Source organism: Bradyrhizobium sp. KB893862 SZCCT0404 (assembly GCF_018130885.1).
Taxonomy (GTDB): domain Bacteria; phylum Pseudomonadota; class Alphaproteobacteria; order Rhizobiales; family Xanthobacteraceae; genus Bradyrhizobium; species Bradyrhizobium stylosanthis.
This window is the reverse complement of record NZ_JAFCLT010000006.1, coordinates 1-23705: the sequence shown is the minus strand read 5'-3', so window position 1 is coordinate 23705 and position 23705 is coordinate 1. Positions and strand designations below refer to the sequence as shown.

At 65.7% G+C, this 23705-nt stretch carries 21 protein-coding genes; 19 read left to right on the top strand and 2 right to left on the bottom strand.

Translation table 11 applies throughout. The annotated features are described in order from the left end of the window. Positions 1–62: 62 nt before the first annotated feature. The 3 genes from JQ617_RS23375 to JQ617_RS23365 all read left to right on the top strand — a co-directional run bounded on the left by JQ617_RS23375 (position 63) and on the right by JQ617_RS23365 (position 2665). Positions 63–554, top strand: a complete 492-nt coding sequence (locus tag JQ617_RS23375) for a GNAT family N-acetyltransferase (protein WP_212028326.1) — start codon at positions 63–65, stop codon at positions 552–554. Beyond that, entirely contained in the window at positions 551–2149 is a 1599-nt protein-coding gene (gene cimA, locus JQ617_RS23370) for a citramalate synthase (protein WP_212028325.1), read from the top strand. The genes JQ617_RS23375 and cimA overlap by 4 nt, the downstream gene beginning before the upstream one ends. Positions 2150–2287: 138 nt before the next feature. Beyond that, positions 2288–2665 carry a VOC family protein gene (locus JQ617_RS23365; protein ID WP_212028324.1) on the top strand — a complete coding sequence of 126 codons (378 nt, stop codon included), beginning with the start codon at positions 2288–2290 and terminating at the stop codon, positions 2663–2665. Positions 2666–2726: 61 nt separating this feature from the next. Here JQ617_RS23365 and JQ617_RS23360 read toward each other — a convergent pair whose 3' ends face one another. After that, positions 2727–3332 carry an LOG family protein gene (locus JQ617_RS23360; protein ID WP_063684604.1) on the bottom strand — a complete coding sequence of 202 codons (606 nt, stop codon included), beginning with the start codon at positions 3330–3332 and terminating at the stop codon, positions 2727–2729. 202 nt (positions 3333–3534) lie between these two features. Between JQ617_RS23360 and JQ617_RS23355 the strand changes: the two genes are divergently transcribed. The 4 genes from JQ617_RS23355 to JQ617_RS23340 all read left to right on the top strand — a co-directional run bounded on the left by JQ617_RS23355 (position 3535) and on the right by JQ617_RS23340 (position 8087). Further along, positions 3535–5493: an ABCB family ABC transporter ATP-binding protein/permease gene (locus tag JQ617_RS23355; protein ID WP_212028323.1), complete on the top strand. Its 1959-nt coding sequence runs from the start codon at positions 3535–3537 to the stop codon at positions 5491–5493. An 81-nt stretch (positions 5494–5574) separates the two neighbouring features. After that, on the top strand, positions 5575–6279 hold the full coding sequence (locus tag JQ617_RS23350; protein WP_283806145.1) for a phosphatidylserine decarboxylase: 705 nt from the start codon (positions 5575–5577) through the stop codon (positions 6277–6279). Between the two features lie 85 nt (positions 6280–6364). Beyond that, entirely contained in the window at positions 6365–7246 is an 882-nt protein-coding gene (locus JQ617_RS23345; protein ID WP_063684601.1) for a CDP-alcohol phosphatidyltransferase family protein, read from the top strand. A gap of 121 nt (positions 7247–7367) precedes the next feature. Next, positions 7368–8087, top strand: coding sequence for an RraA family protein (locus JQ617_RS23340; protein WP_212028322.1), 720 nt, complete (start codon positions 7368–7370; stop codon positions 8085–8087). A gap of 16 nt (positions 8088–8103) precedes the next feature. Here the strand turns inward: JQ617_RS23340 and JQ617_RS23335 are convergent, their stop codons facing one another. After that, the gene (locus JQ617_RS23335; protein ID WP_145658518.1) at positions 8104–8397 is read right to left on the bottom strand and encodes a hypothetical protein; all 294 of its coding nucleotides are present in this window, start codon (positions 8395–8397) and stop codon (positions 8104–8106) included. A 419-nt stretch (positions 8398–8816) separates the two neighbouring features. On the opposite strand from JQ617_RS23335, the gene JQ617_RS23330 reads away from it, so the two are divergent. The 12 genes from JQ617_RS23330 to JQ617_RS23275 all read left to right on the top strand — a co-directional run bounded on the left by JQ617_RS23330 (position 8817) and on the right by JQ617_RS23275 (position 23428). Next, positions 8817–9725, top strand: coding sequence for a C1 family peptidase (locus JQ617_RS23330; protein ID WP_212028321.1), 909 nt, complete (start codon positions 8817–8819; stop codon positions 9723–9725). Then, complete coding sequence (locus tag JQ617_RS23325; protein WP_212028320.1) at positions 9722–10801, top strand: hypothetical protein; 1080 nt, start codon at positions 9722–9724, stop codon at positions 10799–10801. The genes JQ617_RS23330 and JQ617_RS23325 overlap by 4 nt, the downstream gene beginning before the upstream one ends. A gap of 134 nt (positions 10802–10935) precedes the next feature. Continuing rightward, the gene (locus tag JQ617_RS23320; protein WP_212028319.1) at positions 10936–12120 is read left to right on the top strand and encodes a phosphotransferase; all 1185 of its coding nucleotides are present in this window, start codon (positions 10936–10938) and stop codon (positions 12118–12120) included. Further along, positions 12113–13066 (top strand): T3SS effector HopA1 family protein, encoded by a 954-nt coding sequence (locus JQ617_RS23315; protein ID WP_212028318.1) that lies wholly within the window; start codon positions 12113–12115, stop codon positions 13064–13066. Before JQ617_RS23320 ends, JQ617_RS23315 begins: the two co-directional genes overlap by 8 nt. Next, positions 13063–14436 carry a lanthionine synthetase LanC family protein gene (locus tag JQ617_RS23310; RefSeq protein ID WP_212028317.1) on the top strand — a complete coding sequence of 458 codons (1374 nt, stop codon included), beginning with the start codon at positions 13063–13065 and terminating at the stop codon, positions 14434–14436. Before JQ617_RS23315 ends, JQ617_RS23310 begins: the two co-directional genes overlap by 4 nt. A 193-nt stretch (positions 14437–14629) precedes the next feature. Beyond that, positions 14630–15403: a motility protein A gene (locus tag JQ617_RS23305; RefSeq protein ID WP_014496127.1), complete on the top strand. Its 774-nt coding sequence runs from the start codon at positions 14630–14632 to the stop codon at positions 15401–15403. 24 nt (positions 15404–15427) lie between these two features. Then, a complete protein-coding gene (locus JQ617_RS23300) occupies positions 15428–16258 on the top strand; it encodes an OmpA/MotB family protein (protein ID WP_212028316.1) in 831 nt (276 codons plus the stop codon). A 213-nt stretch (positions 16259–16471) separates the two neighbouring features. Beyond that, entirely contained in the window at positions 16472–18376 is a 1905-nt protein-coding gene (locus JQ617_RS23295; protein WP_212028315.1) for a potassium transporter Kup, read from the top strand. A 143-nt stretch (positions 18377–18519) separates the two neighbouring features. Continuing rightward, the gene (locus JQ617_RS23290; RefSeq protein WP_212028314.1) at positions 18520–20448 is read left to right on the top strand and encodes a potassium transporter Kup; all 1929 of its coding nucleotides are present in this window, start codon (positions 18520–18522) and stop codon (positions 20446–20448) included. Positions 20449–20773: 325 nt separating this feature from the next. Then, on the top strand, positions 20774–21100 hold the full coding sequence (locus JQ617_RS23285) for a rhodanese-like domain-containing protein (protein ID WP_212028313.1): 327 nt from the start codon (positions 20774–20776) through the stop codon (positions 21098–21100). 21 nt (positions 21101–21121) lie between these two features. Next, entirely contained in the window at positions 21122–22300 is a 1179-nt protein-coding gene (locus JQ617_RS23280) for an aminotransferase (protein WP_063684590.1), read from the top strand. A gap of 6 nt (positions 22301–22306) precedes the next feature. Further along, positions 22307–23428, top strand: coding sequence for a polyamine ABC transporter substrate-binding protein (locus tag JQ617_RS23275; RefSeq protein ID WP_212028312.1), 1122 nt, complete (start codon positions 22307–22309; stop codon positions 23426–23428). Positions 23429–23705 lie beyond the last annotated feature (277 nt).

Below are 23705 nucleotides of genomic sequence, written 5' to 3'. Positions count from 1 at the left end.
ATCGTGCTGCTCGGCGTCGCGGTGGCGATCGCGCTCAAACTCTATGGGATGTGGTGAAGACGATGGGACAGACTTTGCCAAAGCCCGGCTTGCGGCCCTTCCTGCCCGATGACGTGCCGGTGCTCGCGGCGATCTTCGCCGCCAGCATCGAGCAGCTGACCGGCGACGACTACAGCGAGGCGCAGCAGCAGGCCTGGATGGAGAGGGCGGAGGACGAGGAGTTCGGCAAGCAGCTCGCCTCCGACCTGACGCTGATCGCGACGCTCGAGGGCTCGCCCGTCGGCTTCGCCTCGCTGCGCGGCGCCGATCACATCCACATGCTCTATGTGCATCCGGCCGTCAGCGGGCAGGGCATCGCGACCATGCTGGTCGACGCGTTGGAGAAGCTCGCCGGCGGCCGCGGCGCAAAGAGCCTGACGGTCGATGCCAGCGATACCGCCGAAGGCTTCTTCGCCAAGCGCGGCTACACCGCCCAGCAGCGCAACAGCATCACCATCAACGACGAATGGCTCGCCAACACCACCATGAAGAAGACGCTCGGAGCCGCGGCATGAGCAAGGAGCGCCTTTATCTGTTCGACACCACGCTGCGCGACGGCGCGCAGACCAACGGCGTCGACTTCACGCTTGAAGACAAGCGGGTCATCGCCGCGATGCTGGATGAACTCGGCATCGACTATGTCGAGGGCGGCTATCCCGGCGCCAATCCGGCCGATACCGAATTTTTCGGTGCGAAGCCGAAGTTCAAGCACGCGCGCTTCACCGCCTTCGGTATGACGCGGCGGGCCGGGCGCTCGGTCTCGAACGACCCCGGTGTCGCCGGTCTTCTGGAAGCCAAGGCGGATGCGATCTGCTTCGTGGCGAAGTCGTCGGCCTATCAGGTGCGCGTCGCGCTGGAGACGACGAAAGAGGAAAACCTCGCCTCGATCCGCGACAGCGTCACTGCGGCGAAGGCGGCCGGGCGCGAGGTCATGCTCGACTGCGAGCACTTCTTCGACGGCTACAAGGAAGATGCCGATTTCGCACTCGCCTGTGCCAAGGCCGCCTTTGAGGCCGGCGCGCGCTGGGTGGTGCTGTGCGACACCAATGGCGGCACCATGCCGAACGAGGTCGAGGCCATCGTCACCGAGGTGACCAAGCACATCCCCGGCGACCATGTCGGCATTCACGCCCATAACGACACCGAGCAGGCTGTGGCCAATTCGCTCGCGGCGGTGCGCGCCGGCGTGCGGCAGATCCAGGGCACGCTGAACGGACTTGGCGAACGCTGCGGCAACGCCAATCTCTGCTCGCTGATCCCGACCTTGAAACTGAAGACAGAGTTTGCGGACGCCTTCGAGATCGGCGTCACCGCGGAGAAGCTGGCGACGCTGGTGAAAGTGTCGCGCACGCTCGACGACATGCTCAACCGCGTGCCGAACCGGCATGCTCCTTACGTCGGCGAGAGCGCCTTCGTCACCAAGACCGGCATCCACGCCTCCGCCGTGCTGAAGGATCCGCAGACCTACGAGCACGTGCTGCCGGAGCTGGTCGGCAATCACCGCAAGGTGCTGGTGTCCGACCAGGCCGGCCGTTCCAACGTCATCGCCGAGCTCGACCGCGCCGGGATCGCCTACGAGAAGAGCGATCCGAAGCTGACGCGCCTCGTCGAGGAGCTGAAGGAGCGCGAGGCGCAGGGCTATGCCTATGAATCCGCCAACGCCTCGTTCGATCTCTTGGCGCGCCGCACGCTCGGCAAGGTGCCGCATTATTTCGAGGTCGAGCAGTTCGACGTCAATGTCGAGCAGCGCTACAATTCGCATGGCGAGCGCGTCACGGTGGCGCTGGCGGTGGTGAAGGTGGACGTCGCCGGCGAGCATCTGATCTCGGCCGCCGAAGGCAATGGCCCCGTCAACGCGCTCGACGTGGCCTTGCGCAAGGATCTCGGCAAGTACCAGAAATATATCGAGGGGCTGACGCTGATCGACTACCGCGTCCGTATCCTCAACGGCGGCACCGGCGCGGTCACGCGCGTGCTGATCGAGAGCGAGGACGAGAACGGCGATCGCTGGACCACGGTCGGCGTGTCCCCGAACATCATCGACGCCTCGTTCCAGGCGCTGATGGATTCGGTGATCTACAAGCTCGTGAAATCGGGCGCGCCGGCGTAGGCCCCACGACGGCTGTCATACCCCGCGAAAGCGGGGTATCCAGTACGCCGCGGCCTCTCGGTCGCTCTCTGGCGTCTCGGAATACTGGATCGCCCGGTCAAGCCGGGCGATGACAGCGGGGAAGGAAAGGGCGGGCCAATGATCGACCACATCTCCGTCGGCGTCAGCGATCTCGATCGCTCGGCAAGATTCTACGGGGCGGCGCTCGCCGCGCTCGGCCTCACGCGTCTCGTGACGCGACCGCGCACGGTCGGCTTCGGCAAGGCCTATCCGGAATTCTGGATCAATCTGCGCGATGGCATGCCGCGGGTCGGACCGGAAAGCGGCGTGCACATCTGCCTGCGGGCGAAGACGACGGCCGAGGTCGATGCGTTTCACGCCGCCGCGCTCGCGACCGGCGGCGCCTCGGACGGCGCGCCGGGCATTCGCCCGCATGACCGCGTGCGCTATTACGCGGCCTTCGTCTTCGATCCCGATGGCAATCGGATCGAGGCGGTGACGTTTCCGAGCGAGTAGCGCATGATCCGGAAAAGTGTGCAGCGGTTTTCCGGATAGATCATGCGCAAACAAAAAGCTCTCAGAGCTTGCGCGCGACTTCCGGGGCGAGCTGCTTTTCCGCTTCGGCGATCTGTGCCGCCGCCGCCTTCAGCTTCGGCAGGATCTCCTCGACGCGATCGGCCTTGAGGATGTCGACCGAGAGGCCGGCGCGGATGAATTCGGTCTGGCGCATGTGCGACAGCAGCGAGAACAGCGGCTCCCAGAAATTGTCGATATTGGCGAGCAGCACGGGCTTGGCGTGACGGCCGAGCTGCTTCCAGGTCAGCTGCTCGACCAGCTCCTCCAGCGTGCCGACGCCGCCCGGCAGCGCCACGAAGGCGTCGGAGCGCTCGAACATCAGCCGCTTGCGCTCGTGCATGTCGGGGGTGACGATCATCTCCTGCACGCGGGTCAGCGCGTTCTCGCGCTTGCGGAGGAATTCGGGGATGATGCCGGTGACGGTACCGCCGTGATCCAGCACGGAGGTCGCGACCGAGCCCATCAGGCCGAGCGAGCCGCCGCCGTAGACGAGGCGGATGTTGTTATCGGCGAGGGCTTTGCCGAACGCCTTGGCGCCTTCGGTGAAGCGGGGATTGGTTCCGGGGCCGGAGCCGCAATAGACACAGACGGTTTTGATGGTGCTCATTGGTGTCATGATGCATTGCAGCGAAGAGGCGTCAAGCCCATTCGGTGATTCGGACTACCCGGAAATCTACCGGTAAATGGCGACAAACAATCGAAGATTCGCCATCTGGCGGGGTGCGCGCGCATCGGGAAGGCTCTATATGACAGGCGAAAATCGTTAATCGCAGCGACGCTCCGCATCCGGCGGGCTTTCAGGCTTTTTGATGGACCAACCCCAATCCTTCGACGGCGCCGACGTTCCTGATCCTCCCGCCGGCGGATCGCCGGAACGGGCCACGCTGATGGGCACGCTGGCGCATCTGTGGCCCTATATCTGGCCGGGCGACCGTTTCGACCTCAAGATGCGCGTGGTCTGGTCGCTGGTGCTGCTGCTCGCCGCCAAGCTGATCACGCTCGCGGTGCCGTTCAGCTTCAAATGGGCCACCGACGCGCTGACCGGCGCCGACACCGCGCCCGTCGCGGCCGACAATTGGCACCTCTGGGTGATCGCTTCGCCCCTGCTGCTGACGGCGAGCTACGGCGCGATGCGCATCATGATGGCGGTGCTGACGCAATGGCGCGACGGCATCTTCGCGCGCGTCGCCATGCATGCGGTGCGCAAGCTTGCCACCATCACCTTCATTCACATGCACGAGCTGTCGCTGCGCTTCCACCTGGAGCGCAAGACCGGCGGCCTGACGCGCGTGCTCGAGCGCGGGCGCGAGGGCATCGAGGTCATCGTGCGCATGGTGATCCTGCAGCTGATCCCGACCATCGTCGAGGTCTCGCTCCTGATGGCCGTGCTGCTCTGGCAGTTCGACTGGCGCTACGTGGTGGCGACGCTGATCACCGTCACGGTCTACATGTACTACACCTACATCGCGACCGAGTGGCGGATCGGCATCCGCCGCAAGATGAACGATTCCGACACCGAGGCGAACACCAAGGCGATCGACTCGCTGCTCAACTACGAGACCGTGAAGTATTTCAGCGCCGAAGCGCGCGAGGCGCAGCGCTACGACAGATCGGTCGCGCGCTACGAGGAGGCGAGCGTCCACACCTACACCTCGCTGGCCGTGCTCAACACGGGACAGGCGGTGATCTTCACGCTGGGCCTGACCGCGACCATGCTAATGTGCGCGATCGGTGTGCGCAACGGCACCAACACGGTCGGCGATTTCGTGCTGGTCAATGCCATGATGATCCAGCTCTACCAGCCGCTGAATTTCATGGGCATGGTCTATCGCGAGATCAAGCAGGCGATCATCGACATCGAAAAGATGTTCGGCGTGCTCCACCGCGAGGCCGAGATCAAGGACGCGCCCGACGCGAGGCCGCTCGTCGTCTCCGCCGGCACCGTTCGTTTCGAGGACGTGCGCTTTGCCTACGAGCCGACGCGCCCGATCCTGAAGGGCATCAGCTTCGAGGTGCCCGCCGGCAAGACGGTTGCGATCGTCGGCCCCTCCGGTGCGGGCAAGTCGACCATCTCGCGCCTGCTGTTCCGCCTCTACGACGTCTCCGGCGGCAAGATATTGATCGACGGCCAGGACATCCGCGCGGTGACGCAGGACTCGCTGCGTGCCTCGATCGGCATGGTGCCGCAGGACACCGTGCTGTTCAACGACACCATCCGCTACAACATCCGCTACGGCCGCTGGGACGCCAGCGATGCCGAGGTGGAGGAGGCCGCGCGCCTCGCCCAGATCGATCATTTCATCCGTATGGCGCCGATGGGCTACGAGACCCAGGTCGGCGAGCGCGGCCTGAAGCTGTCCGGCGGCGAGAAGCAGCGCGTCGCGATCGCGCGCACCGTGCTCAAGGCCCCGCCGATCCTGGTGCTGGACGAGGCGACCTCGGCGCTGGACACCCACACCGAGCACGAGATCCAGGGCGCGCTCGACCGCGTCGCCCGGAACCGCACCTCGCTGGTGATCGCGCACCGGCTCTCCACCATCGTCGGCGCCGACGAGATCATCGTGCTGGACCAGGGCCGCATCGCCGAGCGCGGCACCCACGCCAACCTGCTGGCGCAGGGCGGCCTCTACGCCAGCATGTGGAACAGGCAGCGCGAGGCCGAGGCGGCGCGCGAAAAACTGGCCCAGATGGCCGACAGCAGCGAGGCCCCCAACCGGGAGCCGCCGCCGGTCGACGACGCCCTGACGGCGCCGGCGGCCGCGGAGTGACCTTGTCTCGGGTCCCAACTCTGGCCTAAACAGGCCCACCGCACCGGGAGATGCCCGCGTGCAATCAACCCTGAGCGGCAGATAGCGATGTCCATTCTCGATTCGATCCAGCGTCAGATCCCGCCGATCCACAAGGAGGGCTATCCCTTCATCGGCGGCTTTGCGCTGGCAAGCCTGATCCTGTTCTGGCTGTGGTCGCCGCTGGGCTGGATCGGCACCATCCTCACCGTGTGGTGCGCGCTGTTCTTCCGCGACCCCGTCCGGGTGACGCCGGTGCGCGAGGGGCTCGTGGTGTCGCCGGCCGACGGCCGCGTCTCGATGATCACCATGGCGCTGCCGCCGGCCGAGCTCGGCCTCGGCGACCGGCCGCTGCCGCGCATCTCGGTGTTCATGAGCGTGTTCAACTGCCACGTGAACCGCGCCCCCTTAGCGGGCAGGGTGGACCGCATCGCCTATCGGCCCGGCCTGTTCATCAATGCCGAGCTCGACAAGGCGAGCGAGGACAATGAGCGCAACTCGCTGGTCATCTCGACGCCCAATGCGCGGATCGGCGTGGTCCAGATCGCAGGGCTCGTCGCCAAGCGCATCGTCTGTTTCGTCAGGGAAGGGCAGGCGATCGGCGCCGGCGAGCGTTTTGGCCTGATCCGCTTCGGCTCGCGGCTTGATGTCTACCTGCCCGTCGGCACCAAGGCGCTGGTCTCGGAAGGGCAGACCGCGATCGCCGGCGAGACCATTCTGGCCGACCTTGCCGGCGAGGACCCCAGCCGCGCCTTCCGCGCCAATTAACCAAAGTCGGTCCTTGCGAGCCTTCCGCCGCAATGGCGGAGGGGGACGGGGCTTGCTATATCTCGCCCTAGGATAAGGACGAGCCATGACGCCCTACGAGTACAAGGATCCCGACGTCCGCCGCCGGCGGTTCCGCCCGATTCCGGTGCGGATGCTGGTGCCCAACGTCATTACGCTGCTGGCGATCTGCGCCGGCCTGACCTCGATCCGCCTGTCGATCGAGGGGCGGATGTCGCTCGCGGTCTACGCCATCGTGTTCGCGGCTGCGCTGGACGGCATCGACGGCCGCGTCGCGCGCATTCTCAAGGGCCAGTCCAAGTTCGGTGCCGAGCTCGACAGCCTCGCCGACTTCGTCAATTTCGGCGTCGCGCCCGGCCTGATGCTGTATTTCTGGCAGCTGCACGAGCTCGGCAATGCCGGCTGGATCGCCGCCATGGTGTTCGCGATCTCCGGGGGCTTAAGGCTCGCGCGTTTCAACGCCACCATGGACGATCCGAACAAGCCGGCGTTCGCCGCCAATTTCTTTACCGGCGTGCCGGCCCCCGCCGGCGCGATCACGGTGCTGTTGCCGATCTATGTCGCGTTCCTGGATCTCGGCCGGCTGCCCGCGTCGGTGACGGCGGCCTACACGCTGCTGATCGCCTTCCTGATGGTGTCGCGCCTGCCGGTGTTCTCCGGCAAGACCAAGCGCATGCGGGTACCGCCCGAACTGGTGCTGCCGGCCTTCGTCGCGGTGATCGTCTTCATCGCGCTGCTGATCGCTTATCCCTGGCACGTGCTCTCGATCGGCACGGTGCTCTATCTGCTCGCCCTGCCGCTCGGCTACAAATCCTATCGCGACCAGGCGCGTGCGATGGAAGCGGCCGGGCCGTCAGGCGGGGAAGTCCCGTCGCCGCCCTCGGCGCCGACGCTGGCGAATTTGTCGGAGCCGCCGCACGACGACGACCGGCCCGGCCGGCTGCACTGAGCGGCCACGCGCGGATATCTGCCATGAGGCCGGCCTTGGTTGGGTTGAAGCCCGATCTCGGCTATATCGCCCTGTGCCGGCGGCATTGCGTCAATCAGCCGCCAATCTGGGAGATAACGCCGTGACTGATACCGTGACCGGGCCGCTGCCTGCTTCCGTTCTCGAAGCGCTGGGCCGCTATGACACGCCGACGATCTGCAATGCCATGGAGATCGTGGCGCCCGAGCGCCGTCTGATCGGCTACACCACCAAGCAACTGGTCTGCCCGTTCCCCGACCTTCCGCCGATCGTCGGCTATGCCCGCACGGTCGCGATCCGCTCGGTGCTGAAATCCTCGCTGCCGGCTGAGGAGCAGTCGAAGCGCCGCATCGAATATTATGAATATGTCGGCACCGGCCACGGTCCGCGCATCTCGGTGATCCAGGACATCGACGGTCCCGATGTCGGCTACGGCGCGTTCTGGGGCGAGGTGCAGAGCAACGTGCACAAGGCGCTCGGCTGCCTCGGCGTCATTACGGACGGCTCGATCCGCGACATCCCGCAATGGGCTCCGGGCTTCCAGGCGCTCGCGGGCTCGATCGGCCCGTCGCATGCCTGGGTGCATGCCGAGAGCTTCGGTGGTGAGGTGCGCGTCGCCGGCATGACCGTGAAGTCCGACGACCTGATCCATGCCGACCAGCACGGCGCCATCGTGATCCCGCACGACATCGCGGCAAAGCTACCCGAGGCCGCTGAGCTCTGCGGCCGCCGCGAGACGCCGATCCTCGAGATCGCGCGCAGCCCCGACTTCTCGCTGGAGAAGCTGAAGGCCGCGCTGAAGCGCTCGGCGGAGATCCACTGAGTTGTGACGGGGTGGCCTACGGCCGCGATTGCGGCCGCGGGCCGCCTTGTTCCGTCAGAAACAGGGCGGCCTGATCGGGCTCGCCGAACACAGCGGCGGCACATCCGATCAGGGTGAAGCCGCCGGCAAGATCCCACAGGGTAATGTCGTCTGCGCTGTCGGGGCTGTGAAGCAGCCGCGCTGCGATCACGGCGAAGCCGGCCTCGACAAACAGCAGCGCGCTGAAGGCCGGCAGCACGAGTTCCGGCTCGAGCAGATGAAGCGCCAGCACCGCAGGCAGTGCGGTGAGAAGACTGAACAGCGTCAACATTGCAAATCGGCTCCCGTGATGGAGCGTACCGCACGGGCGTAGAATATCGCATCGCCGCTCGCGGCGGGTGCGGCGCAGGGACGCGGTGCCGCCCGCGGATCGTCACCGTTGCCTCGCCCGGGCAGTCCGCTCGATTTCGACGATGTCATGCGCGCGAGGGCCGAGCGCTGCGTTGCAATGATGCGACGATACTCATCTTCCGTGAACGGTCGTTCGCAAAGAGCCTGCGGACATTCACTTCCTCGTGCGGTGAGGCGACACGCCGCAGAGGTTGTATATGATTTCATGGCAACTACACGGGAATGTCACTCGCGTTTGGTAGCAATATATGAAATACATAATCTTAGATTGTAGACGATTTAAGATTGTATTTCTTTTGGATCGCGCGCGGTCCGGTTCCACCACGGCGGGGGTGAGCCATGATTGTCACGACGGGCACGGGGTGGATTCCTGATCCGCCATCTGAACTCGACCCGGGCCCGACTGCGCCCGCGATCGAGGCGCATCTGCGAAAGGTGTTCGGCGAGGGGGCGGTCGCGCTGGCCGTGCCATCGGCCGTGAACCTGCAGCAATATTTCCCTGAAGTGTTCGATCAGGGGCAGACCAACTCCTGCACCGCAAACGCGATTGGCGGCCTGATCCAGTATTTCGAGATCAGGACGAAATCGATCGCGGTCACGCCGTCGCGGATGTTCATCTACAAGACCACCCGCAACATGCTGGGCACGAGCCAGGACGCCGGTGCGTATTTGCGGACGGCGATGGAGTCGCTGGTCCTGTTCGGCGCGCCGCCGGAGCTGTTCTGGCCGGCCGGTCCGGAGACGCTGACGCTGGAGCCGCCCGCGTTCATGTACGCCTTCGCATCGAACTACCGCGCGGTGCAGTATTATCGTTACGACCCGCAAGGGACCGCTCCGGAGGATGTGCTCAAGCGCATCAAGGCCCATCTGGCGGCCGGGCTGCCCGCAGCTTTCGGGTTCTACCTTTTCAAGTCGATCGCTTCGGCCGGCAGCACCGGCAACATTCCTTTTCCCGCCGAGAACGAGCAGGGCATCGGCGGACATGCCGCCGTCGCGGTCGGATATGACGACGCGCACGTCATTGAGAATCCGGCCGGAGGCGCAGCCACGACGGGCGCGCTCCGGATTCGAAATTCATGGGGCCCAGACTGGGGCAATAATGGCTACGGCTGGCTTCCCTATGAATATGTCCTGCGTGGCCTTGCGATCGACTGGTGGTCACTTCTCAAGGCGGACTGGTTCGACATCGACGACCCCATCTTCAAGATCCCGAACAACGATAACCAGACTTCAGGAGACGCCCAATGAGCAATCATCCCGCGGCTCAATATCTTCGCGGACAGCTTCAACAGAAATTCGCCGAAGGCGGTGCCTTCGGCGACGATTGCAAGAACGTGTTGTGGACCGCGGGCTGTACGTTCGCCTCGCCGCAGGCCGGCCATGCCGGCTGTGGCGTCGTGCTCGGCACGCTCGCCTGCACGCTCGCAGCCCACGGCCAGCAGGCCGCGCAAGGTGCTGTCGGCGCGGACTGCAAGAACGTGATGTGGACGGCCGGCTGCACCTTCGCGGGCCAGCAGCAGGGCGGACACGGCGGTGGCGGCTTTGGCTGCATCCAGATCACCGCGACGACGTTCTGCACGGTCGGCACCCAGGCCGTCGCCCAGGCTGCCGCGCAGGGACAGTCCGGAGGGGCGGTCGGTTGCGTCAATCTGTATGGCACGCTTGCATGCACGCTGCAGCAGGGGCCGCAGGCCGCGCAAGGCGGCGTCGGCGAGGGCTGCAAGAACGTGATGTGGACCGCGGGCTGCACCTTTGCGGGTCAGCAGGGCGGTCAGGGCAGCGGTGACTGTTCGCCGGTCACCATGACAGCGTTTTGCACGATGCCCCAGGCTCAGCAGGGCGCGCACGGTGCTGTCGGCGCGGACTGCAAGAACGTGATGTGGACGGCCGGCTGCACCTTCGCGGGCCAGCAGCAGGGCGGGCACGGCGGCGGCGGCTTTGGCTGCATCCAGATCACCGCAACGACGTTCTGCACGGTCGGCACGCAAATGGTGGCGCAGGCCGCCGCCGGCGGTCAGGGCGGCGCGCAAGGTGCCGTGGGCGGCGGAGCCGACTGCAAGAACGTGATGTGGACGGCCGGTTGCACCTTCGCGGGCCAGCAGGGCGCGCAGGGGAGCGTCGGCGAGGGCTGCAAGAACGTGATGTGGACCGCAGGCTGCACCTTCGCCGCGCAGCAGGGCGGTGCGGTCGGTGCCGATTGCGGCAACGTGCTCGGCACGCTCGCATGCACGCTCAGCGCCCAGCAGGTGGATCAGCTCCGTCAGGCACAGCAAGGCGGCGTCGGCTGCGGCAGCGGCGCCTGGACGCTGGTTTGCACCGTCTAGCGTTGCACGAATCCGGGTGAGCGCGGCGACGCGCGCACCCGGGAGACAAGCAGACATCACAGGCATGGCGATCGCCGGTCACAGCGACCGGCGGTCGTCTTGCGCGGGTAGGGCATTGCAGGAGCGGAGCCGGCATGGAGATCGTCACGCGAAACATCGTTCGTTTCCTGGTGCAGAAGAAGCTGCTCGATCAGGATGCGGTGGTTGCCGGAGGACTTGCGGTTTCGATGAGCAGAAGCCGCAACCGCTTCGTGCGCGTGACGCAGCGTGGTGGTCCCGGGTTCTTCATCAAGCAGGCCATCGCCACCGAGCCGATGAGCATCGAGACCGTCAAGCGCGAGGCGGAAATCTATCGCGGCGCATTCGGCGACGAGCGTCTGGTGCCGCTCCGCGAGCTGCTGCCCGCCTTTCACGATTTCGACGAAAGCCAGAACATCCTCGTGGTCCAGCTCGTCGACGATGCCGAGAACGTCGCCGAGCATCACCGGCGCCTGCGCCGGTGTCCGCCCGACCTGGCGCGCCGCCTCGGACAGGCGATCGCCGGCTATCACCGTATCCGCTTCGAGCCCGGCAAGCCGCAGGCCGCGCTGTTTCCGCAGAAGCCGCCGTGGATCTGCGACCTTCACGTCGAGTCCGATGTCTCGCGCCTGCGTCGCAGCCGAGCGGCCTCGTCGCTGACCGATCTGCTGCTGGAGGCGCCCGGTCTTGCCGCCCATCTCGCCGCAATCCGCGAGGACTGGCAGCGCGATACGCTGATCCACACCGACATGAAGTGGGAGAACTGCCTGCTGGCGCCGCGCAAGGCCGCGCCCGAGCAGCAGAGGTTGCTGGTCATCGACTGGGAGCTTGCCGATATCGGCGATGCGGCCTGGGATGCCGCCGGCATCATGCAGGCCTATGTCAATTTCTGGATCGGCTCGATGTCCGCGAATGGCGGCACCAGCCCGGACGCGCTGCTGGCCAATGCAGCCTTGCCGATCGACGACGTGCAGTCGGCGATCTCTTCTTTCTGGGACGGCTATGTCCAGGGCAGCGCCGCTTATCGTCCTGTCACCGACGCGTTCCTCGATCGCTGCGTGCGGATGATGGCCGCGCGCATGCTGATCTCCGCCTATGAGATGAGCGCGCATGTCGAGGTCGGCGATCCGCGCCTGCTGCTGGTGCTGCAGATCGCTTTCAACGTGTTCGAAAATCCCCGGCAGGCCGCGGGCGAGTTGCTCGGCATCCGGCGGCATCAGGTGCCGGATGCGATGCTGTCCGCGCCATCGTCACAAGCCGCGCTCGAACAATCCCTGACCCATGAGGCGCAGCATGTGTGAGCCGACGGGACGGTTGCAACGCTTCGTCGAGGCGCTGAGCCTGGATGGCAAGGGGACGATCCGGCTATTGGAGCGCCCGATCGGTCAGGCCGGGGCCGACCTTTCGGCTTCGCTCAGTGCCGCCGTCTACCAGCACGTCTATATGCAGCCATACCCGCCGCCGGACGTGGCCAAGCCGGATGCCGACATGACGGCCGAGCTCGAGCAGGCCAACGCGACGCGGCCGCGGGTCGAGAGCGGCTGGTCGCTGCTGGAGCACGCACCCGATGGCGGAGTGGTCGCCATCAGGCATGGCCGGTCGCGCCGCTTGATGGCCGGCCAGTTCATGGTCGCCGACGGCGTCCTGCCGGCACGCAGCGGCGCCTCGCTCACGGTGCAATTACCCGCGGGATCGCGCAGCCAGCAACCGGGTTTCCTGTACTGCTTCGGCGAGAATTTCGTCGATGCCAACGACCTCAGTCCGCTGGTGCGGCTCTATTTCAATGTCGGCGCGAACGATGCGGCGGCATTCGTGAAGGCGCTGACGGGCGCGCTGAACCGGTATCAAATTCCATTCCAGTTCAAGATCACGGTGCGCGGTGCCGATTTCATCCGAACCGACAACGCGGTGCTCTATCTGGCGCAGGACCATTTTCGCGCGGCGGTGCTGGCGATCCGCGCAGGGATCGCGGAGATCGATGGCTTGCTTGCGGATGACGTGCCGCTGTTCGCCAAGCGGCTCAGCGGCGGCATCGGTCTTGCGGAGGATCCCGGCCACGGCGACAGTTTTGGCACGTCGAGGAGCCGGCTCGTCGCGGCCGCGCTGATGTCGGCGCGCGAGGACGAGCGGTTCGTCTGGAACGTCTTCGAGCGCGCGTTTGCCGACATCGTCGCTGCGGCGAAGCTCGACCTTGCGGCGCTCCACCTCAATCCCGGCTCGCCCGACATCTACGAGGTCTGGTCATGAACGGTATCATGGAGGCTGCTGCCGATCTCCGGTCGAAGTCCGGCGATGGTGATTCATATCTCGACGCCGCGTTCGGGATCGGCGCCCGGCTGCTGCGAAGTGCGGTCTGGCACGGCAACATCTGCAACTGGTTCGGTCCGGTGTTCGAGGAGCATGCGGGATCGCACCAGCTGGCCTGCGGCACGCTCGGTCCCGGCCTCTATGACGGCACGGCCGGCATCGCGCTGTTCCTCGGACATCTCGGCCGCGAGCTGGCGGACCCGGCCTTCAGGCGCGTCGCGCACGCGGCGATCGGGCACGCACTGGCGCGTGCGACGGATATTCCGGTGGGGATCAAGTACGGCTTCTATACCGGCGAGGTCGGGATCGGCTACGCGGCGATCGAGGTCGGCAGATGCCTTGAAGACCCCACGCTCGTGACGCGCGGCTTCGAGCTGGTCCGCACTGCGGCCGAAGCCGATCTCGACGGCAATGCCGTCATCGACGTGATGTCGGGAAGTGCCGGCGTCATCCCTGTGCTGCTTCGTCTGTTCGGGGAGAGCGGGGAGGGCTGGCTGATGGACGCTGCGCGCAGGCGCGGCGACATGCTGCTCGCCCGGGCAAGCCGCGACGAACGAGGTCTTTCATGGGATGTGCTCGGCGAACTCGCCGGCACCATGGATCTGTCCCGGGTGTCGGAGCGTCTGGCCGACGTCAAGGCCGGCGACAGGTCGCGCCCGAACCTGATCGGATTTTCACACGGCGCCGGCGGCATCGCCTGGGCTTTGCTCGAGCTCGGTGCCGCGAGTGGCGATGCTGGGATGCAGGATGCGGCACGCGACGCCTTCGCCTACGAGGACAGCTGGTTCGATGCGGCGAACGATCGTTGGCCGGATCTCCGTCTGCACGACGCCGGCAACGATGGCACGTCACCGGGTCCCATCGCCTGGTGCCACGGTGCGGTCGGCATCGGGCTTGCGCGCATGCGCGCCTGGCGGATCACGGCAGACGAGCGCTACCGCGGCGACGCGGTCGCAGCGCTCAGGATGACGGCGCGTTCGCTGCTGAGCGGCAATCCGGCCTCGGCAAATTACTCGCTGTGCCACGGCCATGCCGGCGATGCCGAGCTGTTCCTGACCTGGGCGGAGCTGACCGGTGATTCCGAAGCGCGAGCCCTGGTCGACACGGTTGCGGCGCGCGGCATCCAGGACTTCGCGCGCGAGCATCGTCCCTGGCCGTCGGGAATCGACGGCGCACCGGAGTCGCCCGGCTTGATGCTCGGTCTCGCCGGCACCGGCTATTTCTATCTGCGCGCCGCCCGTCCGGCGCGGATGCCGTCGGTCCTGCTGGTCGGCCCCGAGAGCAAGCCGCGCGGGACCGCTTATGGTTAGCAAAGTGTTGAGATCCGTGTCGGCGGCCGGCAAAGCGGGCGCCGGTTCAGCGCGCTGCCCCGGTCCGGCGCATCGGCTCAACTTAACCTTTACGCGGCTTTAAGGGCGGCACTCTAGGGTTTCCGATGCGGTTCGGGGTTGGGCCGCGCCAGCGGCCAGGACGGCCGTTGTTGCGTTCGCGTTGGAGTCTCCCATGGATATCATGACGAGCGTCGGGCTCATTGCGGGCATCATCGTCATCACGGCGATGATCTTCATGGGCGGCGACCTCCACATGTTCATCTCCGAACATGCCATGATCATCATCTTCGGCGGCTCGATCTCCGCCACCATGATCCGTTTTCCGCTCAGCGCGCTGCTGCACGGCCTTCCGCTCGGCGCCAAATTCGCCTTCACGATGAGCCGCCTGTCGGCCCACGACCTCGTTGACGAGCTCGCCCGCATCGCCGAGATCGCCCGCAAGCAGGGCCCCGTGGGTCTCGAAAAGGTCGAGACCGACGAGCCGTTCCTGGCCAAGGGCATCCGCTACGTCGCCGACGGCTACGACCTCGACTTCATCCGCGACAATCTCGAGCGCGACCGCGACAACTTCCTCATGCACCTCGACGAGGGCAGCAAGATCTACCGCGCCATCGGCGACTGCGCCCCGGCCTTCGGCATGATCGGCACGCTGATCGGCATGGTGCAGATGTTCGCGAACATGACCGACCCGTCCAAGCTCGGCCCGTTCATGGCGACCGCGCTGCTCGCCACGCTGTACGGCGCGCTCGTCGCCAACCTGTTCTGTCTGCCGATCGCCGACAAGCTGCACGGCAAGCTGCTCGATGAGGAAACCAACCGCACCCTGATCATCGACGGCATCCTGATGATCCGCGACTCCAAGAGCCCCACGCTTGTGCGCGAAATGCTGCTGGCCTATCTGCCGGAGAAGCATCGTCACGCCGAGGGCGAGCCGGTGCCGGCCTAACGCCGCCCGTCGGGATTTCGCGAGATGGCCAAGAAGAAACGCGGCGATGCTCACGGTGGTGGTCACGGCTGGTTCGTGACCTTCGCCGACCTGATGGGCCTGATGATGAGCTTCTTCGTGATGCTCGTCGCGTTCTCGACGCAGGACGCCAACAAGCTGAAGATCGTGGCCGGCTCGATGCGCGACGCCTTCGGCGTGCAGAGCGAGGCGCGCTATGCCGGCATCGTCGAGTCCGACGGCCTGCCGACGCGCCCGCGGCTGAAGAACGTCGACCACATCCAGCCCGAGGACGCCTCCAACACGCCGACACCGGACCAGGAGGACCGCGACAAGACGTCGGGCGCGAAGATCAAGGTCGACCGCAATTTCGCGCTCGCCGCGGCCTCGCTGCGCCAGGCCTTGCAGGACATGCCGGAACTGACCGAGATGTCCAAGCACATCATGTTCGAGGAGACCAAGCAGGGGCTCAACCTCGAGATCATCGACCAGGACGGGCGCTCGATGTTCGCCGACGGCTCCAAGGTGCCTTACGACCGCACGCGCCGGTTGATCGAGAAGCTCGCGATCCCGCTCAAGGCGACGCCGCTCCGCGTTTCCATCGCCGGTCACACCGCGGCCGGATTCGTGCCCACCCGCAGCGAATACGGCGCCTTCGACCTGTCGGCCGACCGCGCCAACGCCGTGCGCCAGATCCTGGAGCGCGAGGGCCTGCCGCCCTCCCACATCTTCGCCGTTTCCGGCAAGGCGGACACCCAGCCGCTGTTTCCGGACGATCCCTCGCTCGCCGCCAACCGGCGCGTGACCATCACGCTCATGCGCGAAGATCCGCCGCTGCCGCCGAATCTGAAGCCATAGAGCGGTTTCGAGCGAACTCGACGCACGGTTCGCGCTTCCGGCCCTTGCGCTACCATTTTACCTGAGGCATGTCGTCGCGCTGGCGGCGACCGTTGCTGCGTCGTCACAGCATCCGGCTCGCCGCCTGCTATGGTGGTGTGCCGATTGACAGGCGCGCCGGAACCGTCAAAAGGCGCCGGATCAATTCTCGGGAAGAAGCGTTTCCAGTTTCACATGACGGCGAGCATCACATCGAGCGACGCCCAAGAAGGGCAAGCTCCGGCCACCTCGGGTTTCTGGGGTCTGACGCTCGGAAGCATCGGCGTTGTCTTCGGCGACATCGGCACGTCGCCGCTTTACGCATTCCACGAGGCGGTCCGCGGCGCGGCCCATGGCGAGGCGGTGACACGGAGCATGGTGCTCGGCGTGCTCTCGCTGATCCTGTGGGCGCTGCTGATCGTGGTCACCGCCAAATACGTCCTGCTGCTGCTGCGCGCCGACAATAACGGGGAGGGCGGCACGCTCTCGCTGATGGCGCTGGGCCAGCGTGCGCTGGGGCGGCGGAGCTGGTTCCTGCTTGCGCTCGGCGTCGTCGGCGCCTCCATGTTCATCGGCGATTCCATGATCACGCCGGCGATCTCGGTGCTGTCGGCGGTCGAAGGTCTCAAGCTCGCGACGCCTGCGTTCGAGCACTATGTCGTGCCGCTCACCGTCCTCATCCTGGCGCTGCTGTTCGCCGTGCAGAGCAAGGGCACGGCGCTGGTGGCGTCCGCGTTCGGCCCGGTGATGGTGGTCTGGTTCACCGTCCTGGCGGTGATGGGCGCCGTCCACATCGCCGACGATCCCACGGTGCTTGCGGCGATCAATCCCTATTACGCGCTGCAATTCCTGCTGTCGCACGGCACGATTGGCCTCGTGACGCTGGGCGCCGTGTTCCTGGCGGTCACCGGGGGCGAGGCGCTCTACGCCGATCTCGGTCATTTCGGCCGCAAGCCGATCCAGTCCGCGTGGATGTTCTTCGTGCTGCCCGCGCTGCTGATCAACTATTTCGGGCAGGGCGCGCTGGTGCTGTCCGATCCGAGCGCGATCGAGCATTCGTTCTATCGCATGGTGCCCGAAGCTCTGGTGCTGCCGCTGGTCGGACTTGCGACCGCGGCGACCGTGATCGCGAGCCAGGCGGTGATCACCGGCGCCTATTCGCTGGTCTATCAGGCCGTGCAGCTCGGCCTCCTGCCGCGCTTCGAAGTGCGCTACACCTCCGAAACCCATGCCGGGCAGATCTATCTGCCGCGCGTGAACCGGCTGTTGCTGATCGGCGTGATGCTGCTGGTTCTGCTGTTCCATACCCCCAGCAATCTCGCGTCGGCCTACGGCATCGCGGTCTCCACCACCATGGTTGCCGACGGCATCATGGGCTTCGTCGTGATCTGGAAATTGTGGAACTGGCGCGCTGCCACGGCTGCGGCCGTCATCGTTCCCTTCGTTGTCGTCGACCTCAGCTTCTTCAGCGCGAACCTGCTCAAGCTGCTGGAGGGCGCCTGGGTGCCGCTGCTGTTCGGTGCGGCCATGGCGGGCACGATCTGGACCTGGCGGAAGGGCTCCGGAATCCTGATCCAGAAGACGCGGCGCATCGAGGTGCCGCTGGACGATCTGATCCGGAGCCTTGAGAAGCGGCCGCCGCACATCGTCAAGGGCACCGCGGTGTTCCTGACCAGCGATCCCGCCTTCGTGCCGACCGCGCTGCTGCACAATCTCAAGCACAACAAGGTGCTGCACGAGCACAACGTGATCCTGACCATCGAGACCGCGCACACGCCGCGGGTCGATCTCTCCGAGCGATTCCGCATGGAGAAGATCAGCGACAAGTTCTCGAAGGTCCGCCTGCGCTTCGGCTACATGGAGCAACCGAACGTGCCGAAGGCGCTGGCGATCGCGCGCAAGCAGGGCTGGCAGTTCGACATCATGTCGACGTCGTTCTTCGTGTCGCGGCGGTCGCTGAAGGCCTCGGCGCAGTCGGGCATGCCGCTCTGGCAGGACCACCTGTTCATCGCGCTCAGCCGCTCCGCCAACGACGCCACCGATTATTTCCAGATCCCGACCGGGCGGGTGGTTGAAGTCGGAACTCAAGTGACTATTTGAAAACGCAACTGCCGAACCCATGCGAAAAGCGCATGGCGAGGGCCCAAAATCGGGCTAGGCTATGCCGGTAGCGCAGGACTATAAGCCGCGCGCTCTTCCGCCGTTGTGCAGTGAAGCATTTTTAGAGGCCATCAGGCTCTCCCATGACTAGCGACGTAGCAGTTCCCGCCCCGGCAACGGCGGCGGCCAATGGGCATGGCGAAGCCCACACCACCGCCGGTTTCGGCGCGCTGACGCTTGGCAGCATCGGCGTCGTCTACGGCGACATCGGCACCAGCCCGCTCTACGCCTTCCGGGAGGCGGTGATGGTGGCTGCGGGCGCCGAGGGGTCGCCGACGACCGCGGCCGTGCTCGGCGTGGTCTCGCTGATCCTGTGGGCGCTGATCGTCGTGGTCACGCTCAAATACGTTGTGATCCTGCTGCGCGCCGACAACAACGGCGAGGGCGGCACGCTCGCCTTGATGGCGCTGGCCCAGCGCGCGGTCGGCACCCGTGGGGCCACCATCGTCCTGCTCGGCATCATTTCCGGCGCCCTGTTCTACGGCGATGCCGTCATCACCCCGGCGGTCTCGGTGCTGTCGGCGATCGAAGGCATGAAGGACGTCACCCTGACCTTCGAGCCCTACATCGTTCCGCTGACCGTGGTGATCCTGGTCTGCCTGTTCGCCGTGCAATCGCGCGGCACCGCCCGGGTCGCGGCGTTCTTCGGCCCGGTGATGTGCGTCTGGTTCGCCGTGATCGCGGTCGCCGCGATCGGCCCGATCATCCGCCAGCCGCAGATCCTGTTCGCGCTGAACCCGCTCTACGCGGTGTCCTTCATGCTTCATCACGGCGTGATCGGCTTCGTCACGCTGGGCGCGGTGTTCCTGGCTGTGACCGGCGCCGAGGCGCTCTATGCCGACCTCGGTCATTTCGGCAAGCGGCCGATCCAGACCGCCTGGCTGTTCATCGTGGTGCCGTCGCTGGCGCTGAACTATCTGGGGCAGGGGGCGCTCGTGCTCGACGACCCCGGCGCGATCGTGAGCCCGTTCTTCCAGCTGTTTCCGCAGGGCTGGCTCCGCGGCAGCATGGTCGTGCTGGCCACCATGGCGACCGTGATCGCGAGCCAGGCCGTCATCACCGGCGCCTATTCGCTGACGCGCCAGGCGATCCAGCTCGGGCTGCTGCCGCGATTTGAAATTCGCCATACGTCGGAAGCCCATTCCGGGCAGATCTTCATCCCGCGCATCAACCAGCTGCTGCTGGTCGCGGTGATCCTGATGGTGCTGCTGTTCCGCTCCTCCAGCGCGCTGGCGTCGGCCTACGGCATCGCCGTGACCGGAACGATGGTCGTCACGGGGATGATGGGCTTCGTCGTGGTCTGGAAGGCCTGGCGCTGGTCGCCGGTCGCCGCCGCCGCGCTGATCGTGCCCTTCCTGTTCCTCGACCTGACCTTCCTCGCGGCCAACCTGCTCAAGGTGTTCGAGGGCGGTTGGGTGCCGCTGGCGCTCGGCTCGCTGATGATCCTCTTGATGTACACCTGGCGGCGCGGCAGCCGGCTGCTGTTCGAGAAGTCGCGCAAGCTCGAGTTCCCGCTCGCCGACCTCGTTGCCATGCTGGAGAAGCGGCCGCCGCAGCGTGTGCCCGGCACCGCCGTGTTCCTGACCTCGGACCCGCTGAGCGCGCCGACCGCGCTGATGCATAGTCTGAAGCACTACAAGGTGCTGCACGAGAAGAACGTCATTCTCACCATCGAGACCGCGCAGACCCCGCGCATCGACCCGGCCGAGCGGGTGCGGCTGGAGCAGATATCGCCGACCTTCTCCAAGGTGACGCTGAAGTTCGGCTTCATGGAATCGCCCAACGTGCCGAAGGCCCTCGCCATCGCCCGCAAGCTCGGCTGGCAGTTCGACATCATGTCGACCTCGTTCTTCCTGTCGCGCAGGGCGCTCAAGCCCGCCGCCCATTCCGGCATGCCGCGCTGGCAGGACCGGCTGTTCATCTCGCTCAGCCGCTCCGCCAACGACGCGACGGACTATTTCCAGATCCCGTCGGGGCGCGTGGTCGAGGTCGGCACGCAGGTGACGATCTAGGGCCGAGAGGGCGCTTGTCCGCCTTCACCGCTGTCAGCGCCCGGCTTGACCGGGCGATCCAGTACTCCGTGACACCAGTGATTACCGATAGGCCGCGGCGTACTGGATACCCCGCCTTCGCGGGGAATGACACCGAAGGCGTGGTGAGGGGTAAAAGGCTCTTTCAGGCAGCCCTCCGAACGCCGCGCTTCAAGTCGCTGCGATTTAGCTTTAACTTGCGCAAGGCAGCTCAAGCCTTTGTAGCGCTTGATTTTCGTCTGCCGAGAGGCGAGGTTGCCGCCCGCCGGGATCGCCCGGCAGGCGACTTGCGACGTTGGAGGATGATGTGGCGCATCAAGTACAGGATCTGACCCCGGACGAGGTCTCCAAGGGTGTCGCGGAAGGGCGCTATCTGCTCGTCGACGTGCGCGAGCCGAATGAGGTCGAGGCCGAGGCCTATCCCTACGGCGTCGTGGTTCCGCTCTCGACCTTCGATCCCAAGGCGATCCCCGATCCCGGGGGTAAGCAGGTTGTGTTCGCCTGCCGCTCGGGCAAGCGCTCGGTGACGGCCTCGCTCGCGGCGCAGGCGGCGGGCCTGCCTTACGACAAGCATCTGGCCGGCGGCATGCTCGGCTGGAAGGCGGCGGGTCTTCCCAGCAAGGTCGGTGGCTGATCGGCCCCAATGTCTGACAAGATGTCCAAAAGCTCGTCCCTGAACAAGGTCTTCTCCGACCTTCCCGTCACCATCTTCGAGGCGATGTCGCAGGCCGCGCGCGACAATGCCGCCATCAATCTCGGCCAGGGCTTTCCCGACGATCCCGGCCCTGAGGACATCCGCCGCGCCGCGGCCGAGGCCTCGCTGAACGGCTACAACCAGTACCCCTCGATGATGGGCCTGCCGGAGCTGCGCCAGGCGATCGCGACTCATTACGGTCACTGGCACGGCCTCAAGCTCGATCCGATGAGCGAGGTGATGGTCACTTCCGGCGGCACCGAGGCGCTGACCTCGGCGATTCTCGCCGTGGTCCAGCCCGGCGACGAGGTGGTCTGCTTCCAGCCGGTCTATGATTCCTATCTGCCGATCATCCGCCAGGCCGGCGGCATTCCGCGCCTCGTGCGCCTCGAGCCGCCGCACTGGCGCCTGAATGAGGACATGCTGAAAAGCGTCTTCAATTCAAAGACCAAGGCGGTGCTCTTCAACAATCCCCTGAATCCCTCCGCGGTGGTCTATCCGCGCGAGGACCTCGAGCTCTTGGCGCGCTACTGCCAGGAGTTCGACGTCATCGCGATCTGCGACGAGGTCTGGGAGCACGTCACCTTCGACGAGCACAAGCACATCCCGCTGATCACCATCCCCGGCATGCGCGATCGCACCATCAAGGTCGGCTCGGCCGGCAAGATCTTCTCGCTGACGGGGTGGAAGATCGGCTTCGTCTGCGCCGCGCCGCCGCTGCTGCGCGTCGCCGCCAAGGTGCACCAGTTCCTGACCTTCACCACCGCGCCGAACCTGCAGGCCGCCGTCGCCTACGGCCTCGGCAAGTCCGACGACTATTTCCTGTCGATGCGCAAGGATCTGACGCGGAGCAGGGACCGCCTGACCAAGGGCCTCGAAAGCCTCGGCTTCCCCGTGCTGAAGTCGCAAGGCACCTACTTCCTCACCGTCGACCTGTCGCCGCTTGGGCTGAACGAGAGCGACACCGAGTTCTGCTGGCGCATCGTGAAGGACTACAAGGTCGCGGCGATCCCGGTCTCGGCGTTCTACGAGCAGGATCCGGTCACCTCGGTGGTGCGCTTCTGCTTCGCCAAGAAGGACGAGACGCTGGACACCGCGCTGGAGCGGCTGTCGGACGCGGTGCGTGGACGCAAGAGGTAGACAGAGATGACGAACGTCAGCCGCGCGGGGTTGTGTCTTGGTCTCGCCATCGCCGCGCTGACGTTGCTGTCGCCTCCCGCCGGGGCCGAGGAGCGGGTCGTCAACTTCTACAACTGGTCCAACTACATGGCCCCGGATGTGCTCGAGGCCTTCACCAAGGAAACCGGCATCAAGGTGGTCTACGACACCTTCGATGCCAACGAGACGCTGGAGACGCGCCTGATGGCCGGCAAGTCCGGCTATGACGTCGTGGTGCCCACCGCCTATTTCCTGCAGCGCCAGATCAAGGCGAACATCTTCCAGAAGCTCGACAAGGCGAAGCTGCCGAACCTCGCCAACGCCTGGCCCGTGGTGACGCAGCGCCTCGGCATCTACGACCCCGGCAATGTCTACGCCGCCAACTACATGTGGGGCACGACGGGCATCGGCTACAACGTCGCCAAGGTGAAGCAGATCCTCGGCCCCGACGCCAAGATCGACAGCTGGGACATCGTCTTCAAGCCGGAGAACCTGGCAAAATTCAAAGACTGCGGCGTGCACATGCTCGATTCCGCGGACGACATCTTTCCGGCAGCGCTGAGCTGGCTCGGGCTCGATCCGAACTCGACCAAGCAGGCGGACCTCGAGAAGGCCGCCGATGCCGTCGCCAAGGTTCGCCCGTCGGTGCGCAAGTTTCACTCCTCCGAATACCTCAGCGCGCTCGCGACCGGCGAGATCTGCTTCGTGGTCGGCTGGTCCGGCGACATCATGCAGGCCCGCGCCCGTGCTGCGGAGGCCAAGAAGGACAACAGCAGTGGCGTCGAGATCGGCTACACCATTCCGAAGGAGGGCGCGCAGATGTTCTTCGACAATCTCGCGATCCCCGCCGATGCCAAGAATGTCGCGGAAGCCTACGAGCTGATCAACTATCTCTACCGCCCGGACGTTGCCGCCAAGAACTCGGACTTCCTGTCCTACGCCAACGGCAACCTCGCCAGCCAGAAGCTGGTCGACCCGAAGATCCTGGGCGACAAGAACATCTATCCGGACGAGGCGACGCTGGCGAAACTGTTCGTCATCACGGCGCGCGAGCCGGCGACCCAGCGGATCATCAACCGGCTCTGGACCAAGGTGAAGACCGGGCGGTAGTCGCTCCGCGGATCACCCCACCAACCAAAACCTGTAAAACAACCCCATGCACAGTAGACCTGTGACTCGGCAGCCATTGGCGGTCGTGGGACTTAAGTCGCGGTGTGCGCTGGCCTAATCGCTCTGCCGGCGCGACAAGCTTGAAGCGTTCAGCCTACGGCGAAAACTGCTTCACCGCCTACCACGCGTAACGCACCGTGCCCTTTCCCGTGTAGGTCTGCGTGCTCCGCGAGAACTCGCCCTCGACCGTTCCTGCGAGCGAGAAGCCATTCCGCCA